Origin of the sequence: Aeromonas sp. CU5 (genome assembly GCF_002586745.1) — a bacterium.
Lineage (GTDB): Bacteria > Pseudomonadota > Gammaproteobacteria > Enterobacterales > Aeromonadaceae > Aeromonas > Aeromonas sobria.
Window position 1 is genome coordinate 746,801 of the sequence record NZ_CP023817.1, and the last position, 19,350, is coordinate 766,150.

The 19,350-nt window shown below is 60.9% G+C and carries 14 protein-coding genes and 2 tRNA genes; 4 read left to right on the plus strand and 12 right to left on the minus strand.

All coding sequences use genetic code 11. The features are described 5' to 3' along the window. Positions 1 to 31 precede the first annotated feature (31 nt). The 9 genes from CK911_RS03455 to CK911_RS03495 form a co-directional block, all read right to left on the minus strand. Positions 32 to 646 carry a CDP-alcohol phosphatidyltransferase family protein gene (locus CK911_RS03455; RefSeq protein WP_098968996.1) on the minus strand — a complete coding sequence of 205 codons (615 nt, stop codon included), beginning with the start codon at positions 644 to 646 and terminating at the stop codon, positions 32 to 34. Between the two features lie 14 nt (positions 647 to 660). Further along, positions 661 to 1,311 carry an ATP-binding cassette domain-containing protein gene (locus CK911_RS03460; RefSeq protein WP_098968997.1) on the minus strand — a complete coding sequence of 217 codons (651 nt, stop codon included), beginning with the start codon at positions 1,309 to 1,311 and terminating at the stop codon, positions 661 to 663. Between the two features lie 23 nt (positions 1,312 to 1,334). Beyond that, positions 1,335 to 2,969, minus strand: coding sequence for an ABC transporter permease (locus tag CK911_RS03465; protein ID WP_098968998.1), 1,635 nt, complete (start codon positions 2,967 to 2,969; stop codon positions 1,335 to 1,337). A 77-nt stretch (positions 2,970 to 3,046) separates the two neighbouring features. Continuing rightward, entirely contained in the window at positions 3,047 to 4,258 is a 1,212-nt protein-coding gene (locus tag CK911_RS03470; protein WP_172953946.1) for an ABC transporter substrate-binding protein, read from the minus strand. 17 nt (positions 4,259 to 4,275) lie between these two features. Then, a complete protein-coding gene (locus CK911_RS03475; RefSeq protein ID WP_098969000.1) occupies positions 4,276 to 6,429 on the minus strand; it encodes an FAD-dependent oxidoreductase in 2,154 nt (717 codons plus the stop codon). Further along, the gene (locus tag CK911_RS03480) at positions 6,429 to 7,010 is read right to left on the minus strand and encodes a carboxymuconolactone decarboxylase family protein (protein ID WP_033136753.1); all 582 of its coding nucleotides are present in this window, start codon (positions 7,008 to 7,010) and stop codon (positions 6,429 to 6,431) included. Before CK911_RS03480 ends, CK911_RS03475 begins: the two co-directional genes overlap by 1 nt. Positions 7,011 to 7,035: 25 nt before the next feature. Then, positions 7,036 to 7,710: a DUF1499 domain-containing protein gene (locus tag CK911_RS03485; RefSeq protein WP_098969001.1), complete on the minus strand. Its 675-nt coding sequence runs from the start codon at positions 7,708 to 7,710 to the stop codon at positions 7,036 to 7,038. 202 nt (positions 7,711 to 7,912) lie between these two features. After that, positions 7,913 to 8,191 carry a peptidylprolyl isomerase gene (locus tag CK911_RS03490; RefSeq protein ID WP_005334269.1) on the minus strand — a complete coding sequence of 93 codons (279 nt, stop codon included), beginning with the start codon at positions 8,189 to 8,191 and terminating at the stop codon, positions 7,913 to 7,915. A gap of 133 nt (positions 8,192 to 8,324) precedes the next feature. Next, a complete protein-coding gene (locus CK911_RS03495) occupies positions 8,325 to 8,699 on the minus strand; it encodes a hypothetical protein (RefSeq protein ID WP_033136756.1) in 375 nt (124 codons plus the stop codon). 549 nt (positions 8,700 to 9,248) lie between these two features. Here CK911_RS03495 and CK911_RS03500 point away from each other — a divergent pair. Continuing rightward, on the plus strand, positions 9,249 to 11,024 hold the full coding sequence (locus CK911_RS03500; protein ID WP_098969002.1) for an autotransporter assembly complex family protein: 1,776 nt from the start codon (positions 9,249 to 9,251) through the stop codon (positions 11,022 to 11,024). Between the two features lie 61 nt (positions 11,025 to 11,085). Continuing rightward, positions 11,086 to 14,934, plus strand: a complete 3,849-nt coding sequence (locus CK911_RS03505) for a translocation/assembly module TamB domain-containing protein (protein ID WP_098969003.1) — start codon at positions 11,086 to 11,088, stop codon at positions 14,932 to 14,934. Positions 14,935 to 15,109: 175 nt separating this feature from the next. Here the strand turns inward: CK911_RS03505 and CK911_RS03510 are convergent. Beyond that, positions 15,110 to 15,194 (minus strand) — tRNA-Tyr (locus CK911_RS03510). Positions 15,195 to 15,228: 34 nt separating this feature from the next. After that, positions 15,229 to 15,313 (minus strand) — tRNA-Tyr (locus tag CK911_RS03515). Between the two features lie 124 nt (positions 15,314 to 15,437). Here CK911_RS03515 and CK911_RS03520 point away from each other — a divergent pair. Beyond that, positions 15,438 to 15,947 (plus strand): VC2046/SO_2500 family protein, encoded by a 510-nt coding sequence (locus CK911_RS03520; RefSeq protein WP_098969004.1) that lies wholly within the window; start codon positions 15,438 to 15,440, stop codon positions 15,945 to 15,947. 105 nt (positions 15,948 to 16,052) lie between these two features. Here the strand turns inward: CK911_RS03520 and raiA are convergent, their stop codons facing one another. Further along, positions 16,053 to 16,391 (minus strand): ribosome-associated translation inhibitor RaiA, encoded by a 339-nt coding sequence (gene raiA, locus CK911_RS03525; protein WP_042021257.1) that lies wholly within the window; start codon positions 16,389 to 16,391, stop codon positions 16,053 to 16,055. Positions 16,392 to 16,762: 371 nt separating this feature from the next. Between raiA and CK911_RS03530 the strand changes: the two genes are divergently transcribed. After that, positions 16,763 to 19,267 (plus strand): bifunctional diguanylate cyclase/phosphodiesterase, encoded by a 2,505-nt coding sequence (locus CK911_RS03530; RefSeq protein ID WP_098969005.1) that lies wholly within the window; start codon positions 16,763 to 16,765, stop codon positions 19,265 to 19,267. The last annotated feature ends 83 nt before the right edge of the window (positions 19,268 to 19,350 follow it).

Genomic DNA, 19,350 nt, shown 5'->3' on the forward strand with positions numbered 1-19,350 from the left:
TCCGGTGAGGGCTGCACTGTTCAGCGAGGGGTCAGCGCGGGGTGTGACGTAGGGTGTGGTAGCCGCTCCAGAGTCGGCTCAGGGTGGTGATGGCGCAGAGCAGGGCAAAGCCGTAGGCGAGCGGGGTGAAGGCGGCGGGCCACAGGCACATCAGCACAAAGAGGGCGATGGTCTCGCTCCCCTCGGTGAGGCCGCCCAGATAGTAGAGGGACTTGTGGTGATAGACCGGATTTTCGATCCCCCGCTTGCCCGCCATGATGGCAAACGCCAGAAAGCTCGAGCCGGTGCCCATGAAGGCAAACAGCAGGGTGGCGGCGGGCAGCGCATTGGCGGGGGCGGCAAGGGCAAAGCCCAGCACTACGGCGGCGTAGAAGATGAAATCCAGCGTGATGTCGAGAAAGCCGCCGCAGTCGGTGATGCCGGTTTCCCGCGCCACGGCGCCATCGAGTCCGTCCAGCAGCCGGTTGAGCAGGATGGCCGCGAGCGCCCACTGATAGCAGCCAAAGGCCAGCAGCGGCAACGCCAGCATGCCGATGGCAAAGCCGGTGAGGCTTATCTGGTTGGCGCTGACCCCGGCGCGGCAGAGCGGTTTGGCAAGCTGGCTGAGGGGGCTGCGGATCACGGGGATCAGGTGGCGGTCAAACAAGGTGAACTCCTCGGTTAAAAACAGGATTCGGTGAGATTGAGTATGGTGCCCGGTGCATCCTCTTCGTCGTGGGTCACCAGAATAGCGGGGATGGCCAGCGCCTTGATCTGCGCGAATACCAGCTCGCGAAAGGCGGCCCGCAGCGGCTTGTCGAGGCGGGAGAAGGGCTCGTCCAGCAGCAGGGCATCGGGTTCGGCCAACAGCGCCCGCAGCAGACTGACCCGCGCCCGCTGACCCCCTGATAGCAGTTGCGGCAGCTTGTCAGCCTGATCCGCCAGCGCGACCTGTGCCAATGCGGCCTGCGCCTTTTCCCGCCGCGCGCGTTTTCCCTTGATGGTCGCAGGCATGCCGAACATCAGGTTCTCCGCCACCGTCAGATGGTCAAACAGCAAGTCATCCTGAAACAGCATGCCGATGCGCCGCGCCTGCGGTGGCAAGGCGTTGAGTGGCCGCTCGCCGAGCCTTATCTCCCCCTCCAGCCGGATCGGGCCGCTCCCTGTCAGTGCGCCGGGCAGTACCCCAGCCAGCCCCGCCAGCAGGGAGCTTTTACCACAGCCGCTTGGCCCCATCAGGGTCAACACCTCGCCGGGCGCCACCTGCAGGGCGGGCAGCGAGAGCAGCAGATTTTCATCAAGGTAAAGTCGAAGAGGCGTGGTGCTCAGCATATGGTTTTTTCCATCATGAGAGTTCATCGTGAGCCGCCCCCCTTGAGCGCCGGATTGATCCGCGCTGGCAGCCAGAGCGCCAGCAGATAGATAACGAGCGGCAGCAGCAGTTGCAGCAGGCCGTAGAGCCCCGCCAGCCGCCGGTTGAGGCCGCTGCCGATGGCCACCGCTTCGGTGGTGATGGTGACCACCCTGCCTGCGCCAAACAACAGGGTCGGCAGGTATTGGGTGAGGCTTACAGCGGCCCCTACCGCAAAGGCAAACAGCAGCGGGCGCGCCAGCAGCGGCGCTTTGACCTGCCACCAGGCTCGCCATGGCGTAGCCCCCAGCAGCAGGGCGCTCTGAGTGATCCGCGGATCAAACTGGCGATAGGGGCCGTGCAGGCACAAATAGACATAGGGAAAGACAAACAGCAATTGGCTCCAGAGCACCCAGCCCCAGCCAATACCGCTACTTATCGAGTCATGTGCAAGCCAGTCCAACCCGAGCCGGATGCCAAACAGCAGGCTCGCCTGCGGCAGCAACAGCGGCAGGCAGATAAGCCAGAGCGGCCAGGGGCGGCGCCCGGCCTGCGCCTCCAGACTCAGCACCGCCATCACCAGCGCCAGCAAGCCGCTCGCCAGTGCCAACAGCGCGCTGGTTGCCAGCAGCGGCAGTAGGGTTGGCAGCAGATCCAGCCAGTAGTGGCCGCTCCACTGGCTGGGCCAGAGGGCGGGAAAGGGCCAGCGGCGCGCCAGCGACCAGAGCAGCAGGGCCGCCAGCACCGCCAGATTGAGGGTGATCAGGGTCAATGCAAAGCCTGCTGCGAGCCGATTGGCAAAGGAGTGGGGCGCGGCCCGTTTGCCATCGAGCCAGCAACCTTTGCCCACCTCTTGATGAAGCCACTCCAGTAATCTGAGCAGGGCGATTAGCAGCGCCGTGATGGCGAGCAGCAGCAGGGCGCCGCTGGCGGTGGCGCCGCGCCAGAGCAGATCAGGGTCTTGATACCAGAGCCACAACCGCACCGCCAGCGGGGCGGGGTCGTCGGGCCCGAGCAGTTGGGCCAGATCCACCACCGCCACACCGTAGGCCGCCACCGCATAGATGGGCAGGCGCAGGGCTGGCCAGAGCGCCGGCAGCAGCAGGCGCCACCAGATCTGGGGGGCGCAGAAACCGAGGCTCGCTCCCAGCCACTGCTGGCGTGCCAGCTGGATGGGTTGCTGTGCGGCCATCGCCATCAGCAACAAAAAGGGGGTCTCTTTGAAAACGAGCAGTGCAATCAGCCCGAGCCCCCAAGGGTCGCGAATGGTCTGCCAGTCGGGGGGCAGTTCAAATCCGGTCAGAGCTGGCGAGATGAGCCGCAGCAGCCAGCCGGAGGGGGCGAGCAGAAAGGCAAAGCCGATGGCAAAGGCGACGTGGGGCATGGCCAGCATGGGCGAGAGCAGGCGATGGAGCAGCCCGAATACCCGGCTGCCACTGTGGGCCAGCAGCAGGGCGGTCAACAGCAGAGTGCCGAGGGTCGAGGCGGCGCCAATCCACAGGCTCAGTGCAGCGGAGTGCCAAAGGCCTGGCTGGGCCAGCAGCAAGGCGAGATGAGAGGCGGTCATCCCCTCCGCCAGCAGTTGCCACAGCCCCGCCAGCAGAGGGATGACGAAGAGCGCCAGATAAATGACCGCCATCCCCATATTCATACTGGGGTGGCGTGTCAAGCGGCGCCACGGGGTGGAGCGGGAAAGCGGGTGACCAGCGGCACTCATCAGTGGCCGTAGCGCTCGGCCCAGGCCGCTTCCAGCTTCAGCTGCCAGCTGGGGTGGGGCTCAGCGACGGCCTTGAAGCGCAATGCCGGTTGTCCCTTGGCTGAGTCAGGCAGCGCATCGGCCCGCAGCACGCTGGGATCACCCCAAAACGCCGGATTGGCCTTGCGCGCCTGCGCCGCCGGGCTTAGCAGGAAGTTGGCTACCACCTTGGCCCCCGCACGGGCACTGGCGTTGAAGGGGATGGCGAGAAAATGGCTGTTGGTGAGCGCGCCTTTGCTCATGGCGACCGCCGCCACGCTGGGGGGCAGGGCGCCAATCTGGGTGGCGCTTTGCGCCTCCTGCGGGTTGAAGCTGATGGCCATGGCCAGCTCGCCATCATCGAGCAGCTGGCGGGTTTCGGCGGCGCTGGTGGGGAACAGCTTGCCCTTGCGCCAGAGCGCCGGGTGCAGCTCATCGAGCCAGGCCCAGAGCGGGGCTGTGAGCTTGACAAAGTCGCTCTCGGTCGCCTCCCGATAGAGGGGGGCGGGATCCGGGGTCAACTCCAGCAGGATCTGCTTGAGAAAACTGGAGCCATGGAACTGGGGCAGCTTGGGATAGGTGAAGCGACCGGGATGGGCCTTGGCCCAGCCGAGCAGGGCCGCTGCCGAGGTGGGCGGGCTGGTGACCTCTTCGGTATCGACCATCAGATTGAGCTGGCCGATGCCCCAGGGGGCTTCCAGCCCTTCCACCGGCAGGGTGAAGTCCTCACTCACCGGCAGGCTGCTGTCTACCAGCGCCATGTTGGGTAGCTCAGCGGTAAAGGGAGCGCCAAGCAGCCCCTGCTCCTTGAGCGCCTTGAAGTTCTCGCCGTTGACCCAGAGCAGATCGATGGGGCCGCCAGCTTGCTTGTCCGCCTGCTTGTTGGCCAGCAGTTGGCTGACGCTCTGGGCGATGTCATCCACCTTCACCTGCACCAGCTTGACCTGATAGTCGCGCGCCAGCTCCTGCCCGGCCCACACCAGATAGGCGTTGATCTCCGGGCTGCCGCCCCAGGCGTTGAAGTAGACGGTCTCTCCTTTCGCCTCCTCAAGGGTCTGTTGCCAGTTGCCGTCTGGGGTGGCCGCCAGCAGGGGGCCGCTGGCCAGCAGTGGCAGGGCGCACAGCAGGGCGTTTAGCCGCTGCTTGAGTTGAGAGTTCAGGCGTGAGCTGATCTGTGAGAATGGCTTGAGCATAAACGTTTCCCTGGTTGTCAGGCGCCACGGCGCCAGCGGTGATAACGGGCCAGCAGGGTCAGCACCCGGGTGGGCTGGTGGGCCCGTTTCCATTCACCTGCCACATATTTGTTCCCCTCCATCAGGGTGGGATAGGTGTGAATGGTGCCGAGGATCTTGCCAAGGCCGAGGCGGTGACGCATGGCGAGCACAAATTCGGCAATCCGCTCACCGGCGTGAGTGCCCACTATGGTGGCGCCAAGGATAGTATCCTTGCCCGGCACGGTCAGCACCTCGACAAAACCGTGGCGCTCGCCATCGGCGATGGCGCGATCCAGCTCGGCCAGCTCAAAGCGGGTCACCTCGAAGGGAACCCCTTGCACCTCGGCCTCCTTGCGATTGAGGCCGACCCGGGCAATCTCCGGTGTGGTGTAGGTGGCCGCCGGAATGACCCGATAGTCGGCCCGAAAGCGCTTGAACTGGCCAAACAGGGCATTGACCGCTGCATACCAGGCCTGATGGGCGGCGAAGTGGGTGAACTGGTAAGGGCCCGCAACATCCCCCACCGCCAATATGCTGGGGAAGTTGGTGGCAAGGAAGCCATCGACCGCTATGGTGCCGCGGGGGGCAAGCTCCACCCCCAACTCTTCGAGCCCGAAGCCGCTCACATTGGCGACCCGACCCAGTGCCAGCAGCAGCTGATCCCCTTCCACCACCTGCGTCTCATCGCCCCGGCGCAACTGCAGCCGGATGGGTAGATCCCCCTCGACCGCAGGCCGATAGTCGGCTCGCTCGGCGCGCCAGCCGGTGAGTAGCTGCACGCCATCTCGGTTCATCTGCCCAGCCAGCGCATCGGCGACCGCTCGATCTTCGCGGGGCAGCAGTTGCTCGGAGAGCTCTATCAGGGTAACGGGAATGCCGAGCAGGGCGAAGCTTTGGGCCAGCTCGCAGCCAATGGGGCCACCGCCCAGCACCAGCAGGCGGCGCGGCGGGGTGCGCAGTTGCCAGAGGCTATCAGAGGTGAGGTAAGGCACCTGATCCAGCCCCGGCAGGTTGGGCACCAGCGGCCGGGCGCCGGTGGCGATGACGATATGACGGCTGGCAAGGCGCTGGCCGTTCACGTCTACCTCCCAGGGGGAGACCAGCCGCGCTTCTCCTTCGATGCACTCCACCCCAAGCCCCTGATAGCGCTCGATGGAATCGTGGGGCTCGACCTCCTTGATAATCTCAGCCACCCGCTCCATCACCGCAGCAAAATCGGCACGGGAGTGGCTTGGACTAAAGCCCAGCTCGTCGGCCTTGCGCTGCTCTGCGGCAAAACGGGCACTGCGGATCAATGCCTTGGAGGGGACGCAGCCGCTATTGAGGCAATCGCCCCCCATCTTGTGTTTCTCGATGAGCGCCACCTTGGCCTTCACCGCCGCTGCGATATAGCTGGTGACCAGCCCACCGGCGCCCGCACCGATCACCAGCAGGTTGTAGTCATAGCGAGCGGGTTTGCGGTAGGGGGCGATCTGGCGGCGCAGCGCGAGGTGCGCGGTCAATTTCTTGACCAGCCAGGGCATCAGCCCGAGCAGGGTCAACGCCACCATCAGACCGGGGGAGAGGATATTGCCGGTGCTGGTTAACTGGCCAAGCTCGCTGCCCGCCAGCACATAGACGAAGGTGCCGGGCAGCATGCCAAGCTGGCTGACCCAGTAGTAGGTGCTGACTCTGATGGGGGTAAGCCCCATCAGCAGATTGACCAGAAAGAAGGGGAAGATGGGGATGAGGCGCAGGCTCAACAGATAGAAGGCCCCCTCCTTCGCCATGCCGGAGTGAAAGGTGGCCAGCTTGTCGCCAAAGCGTGCGGTGACCCAGTCGCGCAGCAGAAAGCGGGCGCTGAGAAAGGCCAGGGTCGCGCCGATGCTGCTGGCAAAGGAGACCAGCAGCAGCCCCCAGGCGACGCCGAACACCGCGCTGCCACCCAGGGTGAGCAGGCTGGCGCCGGGCAGGGAGAGGGCGGTGCTCAGCACATAGATGAGCACGAACAGCAGGCTGGCCGTGACAAAGTGGCTGTCGACCCATTGCGCCACTGCCGCCTGCTGGGCCTGCAAGGCGCCCAGACTGAGATAGCTGCCAAGATCGAGGGCAAAAAAGGTGCCGATAAGGCTCCCCATCACCAGCAGAAGCAGCAGGCGGGTCCGGTTCATCAGGCGTCCTTGCTGTCTGGCTGGGCGGGACGTTCCGGTTGCACCGGCAGTTGGCAGAAGCCTTGCGGCGCGATATCGAGGGCGGCATTGAACTTGGCCGACATGTTCTGGAAGGCGATAAGGCCGGTGAGCTCTACCATGGCATCGTCGTCAAACCAGGGCTTGAGGCGGGCCGCCTGTTCATCACTCACCCCATCGAGGCCAGTCATCGCTTCGGTGTAGTCGAGCACCGCTTTTTCCCGCTCGTCGAACAAGGGGCTTTCGCGCCAGTTGGCCAGCGCCTCCACCTTCTCGCTGGAGCCCGCCCGTTTGATCAGGGTCATGGCGTTGATGTCGACGCAAAAACGGCACCAGTTGAGCTGGGAGACACGCACCGTCACCAGAGAGCGCAGCACGGGGTCGATGGGAGAGCGTTTGCGGTTGATGACCCCGTAGAGGGTGGCGACAGCGGCAAAGAGGCGCGGCGAGCGGCCCCAGCACTTGCCCGGAATAAGCACCTGACCATAGTTGCGCTTTTGCAGCCAGAAAAAGGGGCGGATAAACCAGGCATATTCCCGGTCGGGTTTGACCTCAACGCGCATCAGTTACCTTCTTGTCGTTTCACACTTACAGTTTCAAATTGGGTTTGTAGGCCTGACCCAGCCGCTCGTTGAGGCGGGTCAGGAAATCCTCGATCCGTGCCCGGTTGGTGCCCAGATCGCTTTTCCCCTGACGGGAGGCCGATCGCATATCAATGCGGGTCTCTTTGGGGCCAGCAAAGACCCGCAGCGCCACATCATCCTGAAAGCCGAACCAGCCGGTGGTGACCACCGCATCAAGACCATCCGGGCTCGGTCGCACCTGCCAGCCCAGCTCCTGCATCAGTTCGTTGGCTTCAATCACCACTTCGACAGGAGAGGCCTTGGTAAAGAGAGGACCGGGTTTTGTCTCAAACGCTTTCAGCGGGGCGCTATTTATTGGCAGATCCTGCGCTGATCTCAGCTCGGCCGCCCAGTGCAGCAGGGGGGGATTATAGGGATCAGTGCTCACATCGTTGATCAGCGGCATGCGTAGAGCCTGCAGCACAAAGAGCAGCGGCAGCAGCAGTGGCAAGGCGCCCAGACTGCTGGCGTAGCGGTTGCGGCTCCAGGGCAGGCGCACTAGCAAGATAAGTGAGACCAGGGCTCCGATGAGACAGATCGTAAAACCCATCCACCAGGGCCAGAGATGAAAGCGGCTGCCGAGGGCGCCAGCGAGCGGGAGTAACCAGGCCAGCAGAGGCCACAAGCAAGAGCGGGGCATAGCACAGGATCCATCGTCGAGAGTGGGCAATGCCGAGAAGGATAAACTTAATGGCCTGATAACGTTAGTAAATTGATGCGAGCTTGGTGTGATTTCAGCCAGGTTTGCGAGGGGGTTGCAGAGCGAGGTGAAGCCCGCCAGATGGGAGCTTCACCGAGACAATGGTCAGTTGCGATGACGTGGCTCGCGTTGATGGCGATATTTAATTGCGATAGAGCACTTTGATCAGATGAAAGCCGAACTTGGTGCGCACCGGCCCCAGCACCTTGAGCAGTTCGCCCTTGAATACCGCATCGTCAAAGGGCTTGACCATATCCCCTTTATTGAACTCCCCCAGATCGCCGCTGCGTTTTGCAGAAGCGCAGGTGGAGAAGCGCTTGGCCATCTGGCCAAAGTCGGCTCCCTTCTCGATCTTCTCCTTGATCTCCAGACACTGCTTTTCGGTCTTGACCAGAATGTGCTGGGCACAGGCTTTTTTCATCGGGGCGCTCCTGGGGGTGATGGCGAAGGTTGTTAACGCCAGGGGTAGTGGCAAATCGGGGCGCAAGAGTACCCCAATTTGCCACCGGCGTCAGCCATCACAGCCCGCCATTTATCGGCGCTCGTCGGCCCTATTATTGGCGAGCACGGGTGGCCAGCACGGCGCGGGGGCGAGCTTGCCAGATGATCTCCAGCCCGAGCAGGGCATAGAGGCTCCAGATGGCCAGCGGATTGAGCCACTCACCCCCCAGTTGCAGGGTCATCAGGGCGCAACCTGCCAGCAGCAAGGTGATCCCCGGCAGTCGCCAGTGGGCGGGCAGGGGGGCCAGCATTGCCATCGCCAGCAGAATACCGAGGCCAAACGGCAGGTTCAGGGCGGTAAAGGCCAGCGCCTGTTGGCCACTCATGCCGGTCAGCAGGGCCAGCAGGGCGCTGCAACAGGCGAGAAAGGTGATGAACTCGAGACGATCGGCAATATAGTCAGCCATCTGTTCGCTACGTGCATGCATGATGTGTCTCCTTCAGTTGATGGTTCAAGTGTGAGGGAGGGGCGCTTGCAAAGGCAGCGGGATAATTCGATTGCGCTGAACGAGCAATTCTTAATCCATATTTTGAATCGTCAAGCGGCAGTGGGCCGGCAAGTGGGATACGTTCGAGATCACCACGGCATCGATGCCGTCAAGCCTTGTCGTGGGGCGAGAGGTTGCTGCGAAGTCTTGGGCCGCAAGGCGCGTGCAGGGCTGACACTGCGGACTGCTCCCCTTAAGGCAGTCAGGGTGGCCTGTGGCAGAGGACTGGGCCACACCATGGTTACCAAAATGTGTGATTTGTAGCCAACCTCCTAAAAGATATGGTGAATTTGCCAATGGTGGCGCGCTGTTGCTGGCCGATGCCTATGTTAGGATAAGGTCCGCCATGTTGTTGGCGTGCATTGTTGGCGCGGATTATTGGCACGGATTGTTGGGCCACGGCTATGTTGCATGGCCTGTTGTGCCGCTTTCGGGTGGAACTCGAAAGGGCGTTGGTTTTCTTCACCACAGATTCAGGAATATTGACCTTTGACAGGATGCTTCTCATCCCTGCTGGCAGGGCGTTCACTGTTCGGCCCTGCGTTACGCCGTGGTCTGCGGGTGCTGGGGTTTGGTTTATTGTTGTCGCTGGTGGCTGCGCCGGTGTTGGCCGCCAAGCTCACCTATCAGATCAAGGGGTTGAAAGGGGACAACAAGGATAACGTCGAAGCCTACCTCAACGCCTTGCCCGTCTATCAGGAGCGGCAATACCGCCCGGCCCGCGCCAAGATCACCGAGAGTGTGCAAAAAGCGCTGCAGGTGTATGGCTACTACCAGCCGAAAATCACCCTGAGCCGCGACAAGAAGACCCCGTCCAAAGTGGTGATTGAGGTGGATAAAGGGGAGCCAGTTATCGTCTCCCGACTGGATGTGTTGCTCGAAGGGGATGCCGGTAGTGATGAGCGATATAGCGAACTGCTGGACAAGTTGCCCCTCAAGGAGGGCGATCCTCTCAATCACGCCAAATATGAATCGATCAAGGCTGATCTGGGTAGCCTCGGGCTGGCCCGGGGTTACTTTGATGGCAAGTTAAGCAAGAGTCAGGTCAAGGTGTTTCCGGACAAGGGCACAGCGGAGATCTTCATTCTGTTCGAGTCGGGCCATCGCTACCGTTTCGGTGAGATCCGCTATGACGCCACCCCGGAAGCGCTGCACCTGATCCGGCCACTCATCTATATTCAGAGCGGTGATCCCTATCTCGCCATCCGCTTGGCCGAGATGTCGCAGGATGTCTCTTCCACCAAGCTATTCCGTCAGGTCGATATCAAACCGGTGCTCAGTGACGCGAGCAACTACCGGGTGCCCATCGCAGTGACCCTGGACAACCGGGTCGATCACGAGATTGAAGCGGGTGTGGGTTACGCCACTGATGTGGGGCCGCGAATGAGCGCTACCTGGGAAAAGCCCTGGGTCAACCGTTATGGCCACCGTCTGTTTGCCACTGCCAAGGTTTCGGCACCGGAGTCCGAACTCAGTTTCGATTACCAGATCCCGGTAGGTAATCCGCTGCGGGACTATTACTCGGTGCAGGCCGGTTATCAGTACAAAGACAACAACGATACCCGCTCCGATCTCACCACCGTCGGTGTCCACCGCTGGACGCGGCGACCGGAGAGCTGGGATCGGGATGTGTTTATCCGGCTGGAGAACGAAATCTATACCCAGGGCGCCGATGAGGGGAACAGCTTGCTGTTGATCCCGGGGATCTCCTGGTCCCGGCTGCGGGTGCGCGGCGGGTTGGTGCCCGATTGGGGGGATCGCCAGCAGGTGACGCTGGAGTTTTCCGACCCGAGATGGGGCTCCGACATCAGCTTTATGCGGGTGTGGGGGCGCAGCAAGTGGCTGCGCACCCTCGGCGATAATCACAGATTCCTGATGCGGGCCGAGCAGGGAGCCATCATAGGTGACAGCTTCTCGCTGGTGCCGCCGTCATTGCGTTTCTTTACCGGTGGCGATCAGACGGTGCGCGGCTTTGATTACGAGACCATCTCCCCCACCGGGCCGGATGGCAAGCTGACCGGTGGTCGCTACACCAGCGTGGCCAGTCTGGAATATAACTATCGTTTCAGCGAGAAGTGGTTGGGGGCCATGTTTGTGGATGGGGGTACCTCGACCATTGACTACAGCGAGCCCTGGAAAATTGGTACCGGGGTCGGTGTGCGCTGGGTCACCCCCATCGGTCAGGTCAGGCTGGATCTGGCGGTCGGGGTATCGGAGGAGGACAAGCCCTTGCGGCTGCATTTCGCATTGGGGCCTGAATTATGATGTTGTCTAAACGCTTTTTTCTTTGGCCGCTGCGGCTCTATCTTGCGCGGGGGTCTGCATTGTGATCTGGCTAAAACGCATTTTTCTCTGGCTGATGGGGCTGGTGTTCCTGCTGCTCATCGGCGTCAGCTTGCTGGGCTTTACCCATCAGGGCAACAAGTGGTTGTGGCAACAGGCCAAGGGGGCGCTGCCCTCCCTCAAGGGGGAGCTGGTGGCCGGTCAGCTTGGCTATGGCTGGACCCTGGAAGGGGTCGGTTGGCAGGATGAGCTGGTGGATGTGACGGTGGATCGCGCCGTGCTCGACTGGGATCTGGGCAAATTGCTGCAGGGCAAGCTCTGGATCAAATCCCTGACGGTGACCCATCCGGTGGTCAAGGTAGCTGACTCCGAGCCGGTACCGGAAGAGCCCTCCGAACCCTTTGTCTGGCGCCCGTTGCCGCTCAAAATTCAGGTCGACAGCCTCAAGGTGGCCGATCTCGATCTGGCGGTGCCCGGTGTGGCTGTGACGCTGGGGTCCCTCGATATCGGCGCCACCCTCAACCGCAAGGGGCTGATTGTACGCGGCCCCGTGCTCGATAACCTGAAGGTGACGCTGGACGACGCGGCACCCGCCAACACAGCCAAATCCGCCAAGCAGCCAGCCACAGCGAACGCCAAGCCAGTTAACGAGCAGACTGTTAGCGGGAAGGCCGCGAATGAGAAACAAGCCGGTGCTGCGGTGGCTCGCACCGACAAGGTCAGCGCCGAGACTGCCAAACAGGGTAAAGGGGCGCCAACTGCAAAAACTGCAAAGGCAGCCCCCATTGTCCTGCCCGCCATTCACCTTCCTTTCCCCATCCAGCTGGAAGGGGTCAGCGCGAATCGGGTGCAATATAAGCAGGGCGAGCTGATTGAAGGGATCGACAAGCTGCTGCTCTCTGCCACCGCCGCTGACGATCGCATCGAGGTGCGCGAGCTCTCGCTGCGCCACGCCATGGCCGATCTGGCGCTCAAGGGCCATATCCAGCTCAGTGACGACTACCCGCTGGCGGTGACGCTGGATGCCAAGGCCCGCAAGGGGCTGCTGGATGGTGAGCTGCAAGGGCAGCAGGCCAAGCTGACGCTGAGCGGTTCGATCGGCAAGCTGGGGTTGGTGTTGTCGGGCAGGGGGCCGGTCGCCGCCAATCTCAAGGGCTCTCTGGCCGCCCTTGATCCGGATCTGCCTTTCGATCTGGCCCTCGACTGGAAGAGCCTCGGCTGGCCATTGCATAAGCCTGCCAAGGAAGAGGCAAGCTATCGGTTGGATAAAGGTAGCCTGACCGCCAAGGGCAAGCTCTCCGGCTACCAGTTTGCCCTCAATACCTCCGGCAAGGGGACCGATGTGCCCCCCTTCAAGCTTGCGCTGGACGGCAAGGGGGATCTGGAACGGCTCAGCAAGATCGCCTTGCAGCTCAACGCTCTCAAGGGGGAGTTGAAGCTCGATGGCAAGCTGGCCTGGAACAAGGGGATCGAGTGGCAGGGGACCACCCTGTTCAAGGGGATCAATCCGGCCGAGCTGGTGCCTGAGCTGAAAGGGACGCTGGCCGGCGAGCTGGAGAGCCGTTTCGTGATGAACGAGGCGGGTCACTGGGAGCTGAAACTGCCCAAGCTCAAGGTGGATGGCAAGCTCAATCAGTACCCGCTGGCTCTAAAAGGGGAGCTCAGCGGCAACGACAAGATGGAGTGGCAGATCCCGGCGCTTTCGCTGCAAAGTGGCCCCAACCAACTGCAGGCCAAGGGCAGTATCAGCAGCGCCCAGTGGCAGCTTGATGCCAACCTGCAGGCTCCCCAGCTGGGGGGCATCTATCCCGGCCTGAAAGGGGATATCAAGGGGCAGGTTAAGGTCAGTGGCAATCAGCAGACACCTAAAGTCGATGCAGATCTCGCCTCCGAGCGGCTCTACTATGCCGGTACCGACCTGAAGGGGATCAGCCTCAAGGGCAATGCGGCGATCGGTGCCAAACCGGCCGGTGAGCTCTCGCTGTTGGTGGCGCAGCTGAAACAGGGTGAGACCAAGCTCAGTCAACTGGCCCTGAACCTCAGCGGCGATATCAGTCAGCATCTGTTGACCCTGACCATGAAGGGTGACCCTGTTGCGGCCAACCTCAAACTGGGTGGCGGTGTGCGCGGGGATCACTGGCGCGGGGCGCTCTCCGAGTTACAGCTGAAAACCCCGTTGCGGCGTTGGGACTTGAGCTCCCCCTGGGCGCTGGATCTCGATCTGCCGCGTCAGCGGCTGGCGATGGGGGATCTCTGCCTCGGCTCCCAGGGGGCCAGCCTCTGCGTCAAGGGGAGTCAGGTTTCCGCTGCGCAAGGCACTCTGGAGTTTGCCCTGAGCGAATTTGATCTCAAGCGGCTGCGCCCCTGGTTGCCGGACAACTTCCGTTGGCAGGCGATGCTCTCAGCCGACGGCCGCGCCAGCTGGCGTGGCAATCAGCCGACCTTGCATGCGGTGGTGCGCACCACGCCGGGCACCTTTGTCGCCGATGGCCTCAAGACTGATTATCAGCAGCTGGCTCTGGCTCTTGATTTCGAGCGGCAGCAGGCGGCTATTCGCCTCGATTTTGCCTCCAAGCAGATAGGCAATATCGATACCGATCTGCTGATCAAGGAGCCTGCCGGTCGTGGTCTTCTCGGCGGTCAGCTCAAGTTTGACGATCTCAAGCTCAATACCTTTGCGCCACTGATCCCTGAGGTGCGCTCCTTGCAAGGGATCATCTCCGCCGATGCCCGTTTCGACGGCACGCTGGCGGCCCCCCTGCTGTTTGGTCAGCTCAACCTGCGTGACGGTGAAGTGCAGACCCACTCCGACATGGTGACCCTGACCAAGCTGGTGACTCGTCTCAAGATCGAGGGCAACCGCGCTGAGCTTGATGGCTCCATGCTGGTGGGCAAGGGACCGCTGGCGTTGGGCGGCTGGCTCAGCTGGGCCAAGATGCCGGTCAGCGGCAGCCTCACCATTCAGGGCAAGGATCTGGAAGCGCAATATCCGGGCATGGGTCGGGTCAGAGTCTCGCCCGATATTGCAGTGTCGCTGGGAGAGGAGACCCGCATTACCGGTCAGGTGGATATTCCCTGGGCGCGCATTCTGGTCAAGAGCCTGCCGGATTCGGCGGTGGCGGTCTCCGACGATGTGACTGTGGTCTATGATGATCTGCCCCCTGCACCCCAGCAGGCCAGTTTACCGCTGGCGATGAAGGTGGCGATCCGGTTGGGCAGTGATGTGAAGATCGATGCCATGGGGCTGAAGACCGATGTCTCTGGCGGGATCAATCTTCGGCAGGATCCTGAGAAGCCACTGGCAGGCAATGGCCAGCTGGTGCTGACCAACGGTCGCTTCAAGGCCTACGGTCAGAACCTCATCATCAAGGAGGGGCGGATCCTCTTCTCCGGTCCGCTGGATCGGCCGTTCCTCAACATCGAAGCCAACCGTGACCCAGCCACCATCGAGGGTCAGGTAACGGTCGGGGTGCGGGTGACCGGCCCTGCCAGCAAGCCGGAGATCAATGTCTATTCCGAGCCGCAGATGGCGCAGTCGGAACAACTCTCCTATCTGCTGCGCGGCAAAGGGTTACAGACCGGCGGTGAGGATGGCGGTTTCAACGGCCTGCTGGTGGCCGGTGCGGTGAGTCAGGCCAACGGCGTGGTGTCGAGCATTGGCGAGTCGCTGGGGATGAGCGATGTCTCCCTCGATACGGCGGGCAGTGGCGACAACACCCAGGTAACCCTGTCGGCTTATCTGCTGCCGGGCTTGCAGTTCCAGTACGGGGTCGGGGTATTCAGCCCTATCGCCGAATTCAAACTGCGCTACGAGGTATTGCCACGGCTCTATCTGCAGGCGATGAGCGGGGTAGCCCAGGCGGTCGATATCTTCTATCGCTTTACCCTGTAACGCTTTGCCCTGTAACAGGGGTGAGATGAGAGTAAACGGGAGGCGCATGCCTCCCGTTTTTTATTGCGCGCTCGGCAGCAGGCAAACGGCGATAAAGGTTGGCAGTGTAGAGGGATGGCGGATTGAGGGTGCCAGAAATGCGAAAACCCGGCACTAGGCCGGGTTTTCTAAATGATGGTGGAGGGAGAAGGATTCGAACCTTCGAAGGCAGAGCCGTCAGATTTACAGTCTGATCCCTTTGGCCGCTCGGGAACCCCTCCACGGGGTATTACTTACATATTGTCGCACTTGAAATGGTGGAGGGAGAAGGATTCGAACCTTCGAAGGCAGAGCCGTCAGATTTACAGTCTGATCCCTTTGGCCACTCGGGAACCCCTCCACAAGTGCGAGGCGCATACTAACAGATCTTCCGCTTTTGGGAACCCCCAAGCAAAATTTTTCTATTAAAAGAATTGGATTTATGGCCGATAACCAATGAAATCGTCATTTTTGAGAGTTATCTCATGCTGCCCAGTTCAATTCGTGATCACTTACTCGTCGATGAGGGGCAGTTGGGGCAACGGCTTAACCGTGACCTGCAACATGGCGACCGGGCGGATTTTCGGCTGCATCTGGCCCTGCTGACCGACGCGGTGGAGGAGCAACCCTGGTTCGATACCAAGCCGACAGCCAGTGCCGATGACCGTGACTGGCGCGCACACTTTGAGCTGAGGCCGAGTGCTGTGCTGGTTGCTGATGGTCAGGAGGGCGATTGCAGCGCCATCAATGAGCGGCTACAGCAGGGGGGGAGCATGATCGATGTGCGGCTCTGGCTAGCGCTGCAAAGACCAGCCCTGATTACGAAACCGCCGTTATTTGATGAGGCAGTCTATGACAACTTGTCGCCGCTGGCGCGGGAGCGGCTGCAAGGCGCTCTGGCGGTGGTGCCGCGTCAAGAGGATCCGCTGGTCATGCTACCGATCCTTGAGCGCTTGCAACAGGGGGTAGATACCCGTCTGCACTGGCTCGGTTGATGGTTGCAGTGGGCGCCACAGATCCGGTCAATCACAGGCAACAAAAAAGGCGGGATATCCCGCCTTTTTGCACGCTGTCCTTTGTTCTTGAGTGCCACCTTCTTGTTACGCGTCAGCTTCATCCGTTTGCGGCTGATCCTTCAGTCCGGCGTTGGCACGACGGGCAATCGGTTTGGCGGTATGACGGTTGAGCTGGCGCTCCAGTTTTTGTCCCAGTTCATTGATGGCGGCGTAGAGATCCTCATGCTCTGCCTGGGCAAACAGTTTGCCGTTGGGGATGCCAGCACTGGCTTCGACAGTGAACATCAGGCGCTCTTTGGAAACAATCACATGGGGAGTGATGAGAGGTACCTGAAGACGTTCGAGCTTTTCAAAACGTGATTCAATGCGCTCGCGGATAGCCGGGGTAATGTCGATGATTTTGCTGGTGATTTCGATTTTCATATTGGCCCCCTTCGGGTCGTCTTGCTTGTGTCTTCACCTTCAGATTACTCATTGGTAAAGATGAAAATGTGATCTGCGTCACGAAGCTTTGCCTTTGCTATTCAGTAACTTATAAATTGTGATCTTTCTCGGTTTCGTGCCAAAAACAGCTTGAGCTGCATGAAACTGGCAGGCAGTATGACGGGAATAGGATCGTTTCTGTCCCTTCTTGGCAGCACTTCGTGTCGACCTCATGTCCGGTTTCCACTGCTTGATATCGCATGTTTGTACTCTTCCCCGCTCACCGTTGGTCTGATGATGGCTTTTGGGGAAGTTGCGGTGCCCGCTTGTCTGGACATCAAACGTGGTTGGTTGTCTGGTTGGAGTGGTAAATGAAGCAGCAAGCCACGCAGGTCATGTGGTTTTTCAATCGGGAACAGGATCAGTGGAGTCTTTCTGATCAGGGTTCCTACCAACAGTGGCAAGGGGAAGGGAAGCATCCCTGGTCCGATCGCCTGCAACCGGAAGATGAAGCTGGCTTTGCCGACTTTCTCGCCCGGCTCCATGAGTCACATCTGCCGGAACAATTTATCGGCCATCTGAACGATGGCAAGGGTGTTATCAATCATGTGCTCTGGAGCGCCCAGTTTGTGCCCCATCAGCAGGTGTGTTGTGGTTGGTTGGCACCCCTCGATTCAGTCAACAACGTGGCGAGTTCGCTCAATATCTCCCTGCCGTTACTGCAAACCACTCTGCTGACCCAGCTTGCCCAGGCGCTCTCTGCCCGCACCGGGCTCGATTTTTTCAGCACCTTGGTGAGTCAACTGGCCCATATCCTCAAGGTGGATGCGGTCTGGGTGGGGGAGCTGTGCGGTGCCGACCGGGTCAGAGTGCTGGCCGCCGACGGACTGGCGCTCAAGGAGTACCCCTTGGCGGGCTCCCCCTGTCAGGAGCTCTACAAACAAGGGGCCATCTGTTTCGAGGTGATCGACGAGTCGCACGACTATCAGCCCTGGCTGGCGGCTGGGCAGACTTATTATGGTCAGCCGCTGTTTGATGCCAGAGGCCAGTTGCTCGGTCATCTGGCGCTGCTCTATTCGGCGCCGGCAGATACCAGCAACCTCACCTCGGTGCTCAATACCTTCTCGGTACGGATGGTGGCCGAGCTGGAACGGTTGCAATCTGATGCCCAAATGCGACTTTCTGCCGTGGCTTTTGAAACTCACGAAGGGATCATCATCACCGATCCCGGGTTCAAGATCCTGCGGGTCAACAATGCTTTTAGCCAGATCACCGGCTTTGACAGCCAGGCGGTGCTGGGCCTGCAGCTGGAAGAGGATCTCTGGCCCAATCTCGGGGGGCTGGGTTACGAGCTCAACACACTCAACCGCTGGCAGGGGGAGACCCAGCGTCGCCACGTCGATGGCCACACCTATCCCCAGTGGGAGATAGTGACCCCGGTGCAGGATGAAAAAGGGGTGATCAGCCACTTTGTCATCTGTTTTGAGGATATTTCCGAGCGCAAGGCGGCCGAGAAACGGATCCAGGATCTTGCCTATTACGATGAGCTGACCGGCCTGCCCAATCGCCGCCAGCTGCACGAAACTCTGTTGCAGACCTTCAATGAGGCGACTCGCAATGGCCTGGTCGGGGCGCTGCTTTTTATCGATCTGGATCACTTCAAGACCATCAACGACTCCCTCGGTCACGCCACTGGCGACTGGCTGCTCAAAGAGGTGGCCACTCGCCTCAAACGACTGGTGCGACAAGGGGATTGTCTGGCGCGCCTCGGCGGAGACGAGTTTGTGCTGCTGCTACCGTCCCTGTCGGCCAGCCCACCGCAAGCCGAGATGCAGGCCGATATCATTGCCGAGCGGCTGATCAGTGAAATTGCGGCCCCCTATACCTACGTGGGGCAGGTACTGCATATTGGCGCCAGCGTTGGCATTACCCTGTTTCCTGATCGGGAGCAGGGGGTTGATGATCTGCTCAAGCAGGCGGATACCGCCATGTATCAGGCCAAATCTGCTGGCCGCAAGACCCGCCGTTTCTTCGATGCGTCGATGCAGCAGCAGGCGGATCGTCGCTTGCTTATTCACAACGAGCTGCGCAATGCCCTCAGTCAGCAGGAGCTGACGCTTTACTATCAACCGCAGCATATGGTTGAGGGGGGCGACATCATTGGCGTCGAGGCGTTGATCCGCTGGCAGCCAGCCGGACGCGCGCTGGTCTCGCCAGCCGAGTTTATCCCCATTGCCGAGGAGACGGATCTGATCGTCGACATCGGTAACTGGGTGCTGCACGAGGCGTGTGCCCAATACGTGCTGTGGGAAGAAAACGGCATCCACATTCCGCAGATCTCGGTCAATGTCAGTGCCAAGCAGTTCCACGCCACCGATTTTGTCGAGCGGATCCACGATGTGCTGGCGCAAACCGGCATGGATCCCGCGTGCCTCAATCTGGAGATCACCGAATCTGTGGTGCTCGGCCACGCCGAAGATACGATTAGCAAAATGACTGAGCTCAAGGGGTTAGGCATCAGCTTTGCCATCGACGATTTTGGCGCCGGTTACTCCTCCCTGAGCTACCTCAAGCGGTTGCCCGCCGACGAGCTCAAGATCGATCGCTCCTTTATTCAGGACATCCCGAAAGATGGCGACAACATGGCAATTGTCGAGGCTGTGATCGCCATGGCCCGCCATATGGGCTTCAACGTCACGGCGGAAGGGGTCGAGTCGCGCCAGCAGCTGGAGTTTCTCAAGGCACAAGGGTGTCATTTCTATCAGGGCTATCTCGCCTCCAAGCCGTTGCCGGTGCCCTATCTGGAGAAATATGTACAGCGGCTGACCAGACCGGAGCAATTGCGCGAAATACAGCTGAGCGATGCAGAAAAATAGTCCCTTCTCCCCGCTGTAGCGCCGCCCGGCAACGGGTAGAATGAGAGGCAGTAGAACCACCGCCGATAGGCGGTGTATTGCCC

Coding starts and splice junctions, on each gene's coding strand:
- CK911_RS03530 (WP_098969005.1), top strand. CDS start 16,763: ATGAAGCAGCAAGCCACGCAGGTCATGTGGTTTTTCAATCGGGAACAG.
- raiA (WP_042021257.1), bottom strand. CDS start 16,391: ATGAAAATCGAAATCACCAGCAAAATCATCGACATTACCCCGGCTATC.
- CK911_RS03470 (WP_172953946.1), bottom strand. CDS start 4,258: ATGCTCAAGCCATTCTCACAGATCAGCTCACGCCTGAACTCTCAACTC.
- CK911_RS03485 (WP_098969001.1), bottom strand. CDS start 7,710: ATGCCCCGCTCTTGCTTGTGGCCTCTGCTGGCCTGGTTACTCCCGCTC.
- CK911_RS03495 (WP_033136756.1), bottom strand. CDS start 8,699: ATGCATGCACGTAGCGAACAGATGGCTGACTATATTGCCGATCGTCTC.
- CK911_RS03490 (WP_005334269.1), bottom strand. CDS start 8,191: ATGAAAAAAGCCTGTGCCCAGCACATTCTGGTCAAGACCGAAAAGCAG.
- CK911_RS03465 (WP_098968998.1), bottom strand. CDS start 2,969: ATGGCGGTCATTTATCTGGCGCTCTTCGTCATCCCTCTGCTGGCGGGG.
- CK911_RS03520 (WP_098969004.1), top strand. CDS start 15,438: ATGCTGCCCAGTTCAATTCGTGATCACTTACTCGTCGATGAGGGGCAG.
- CK911_RS03480 (WP_033136753.1), bottom strand. CDS start 7,010: ATGCGCGTTGAGGTCAAACCCGACCGGGAATATGCCTGGTTTATCCGC.
- CK911_RS03460 (WP_098968997.1), bottom strand. CDS start 1,311: ATGCTGAGCACCACGCCTCTTCGACTTTACCTTGATGAAAATCTGCTG.
- CK911_RS03475 (WP_098969000.1), bottom strand. CDS start 6,429: ATGAACCGGACCCGCCTGCTGCTTCTGCTGGTGATGGGGAGCCTTATC.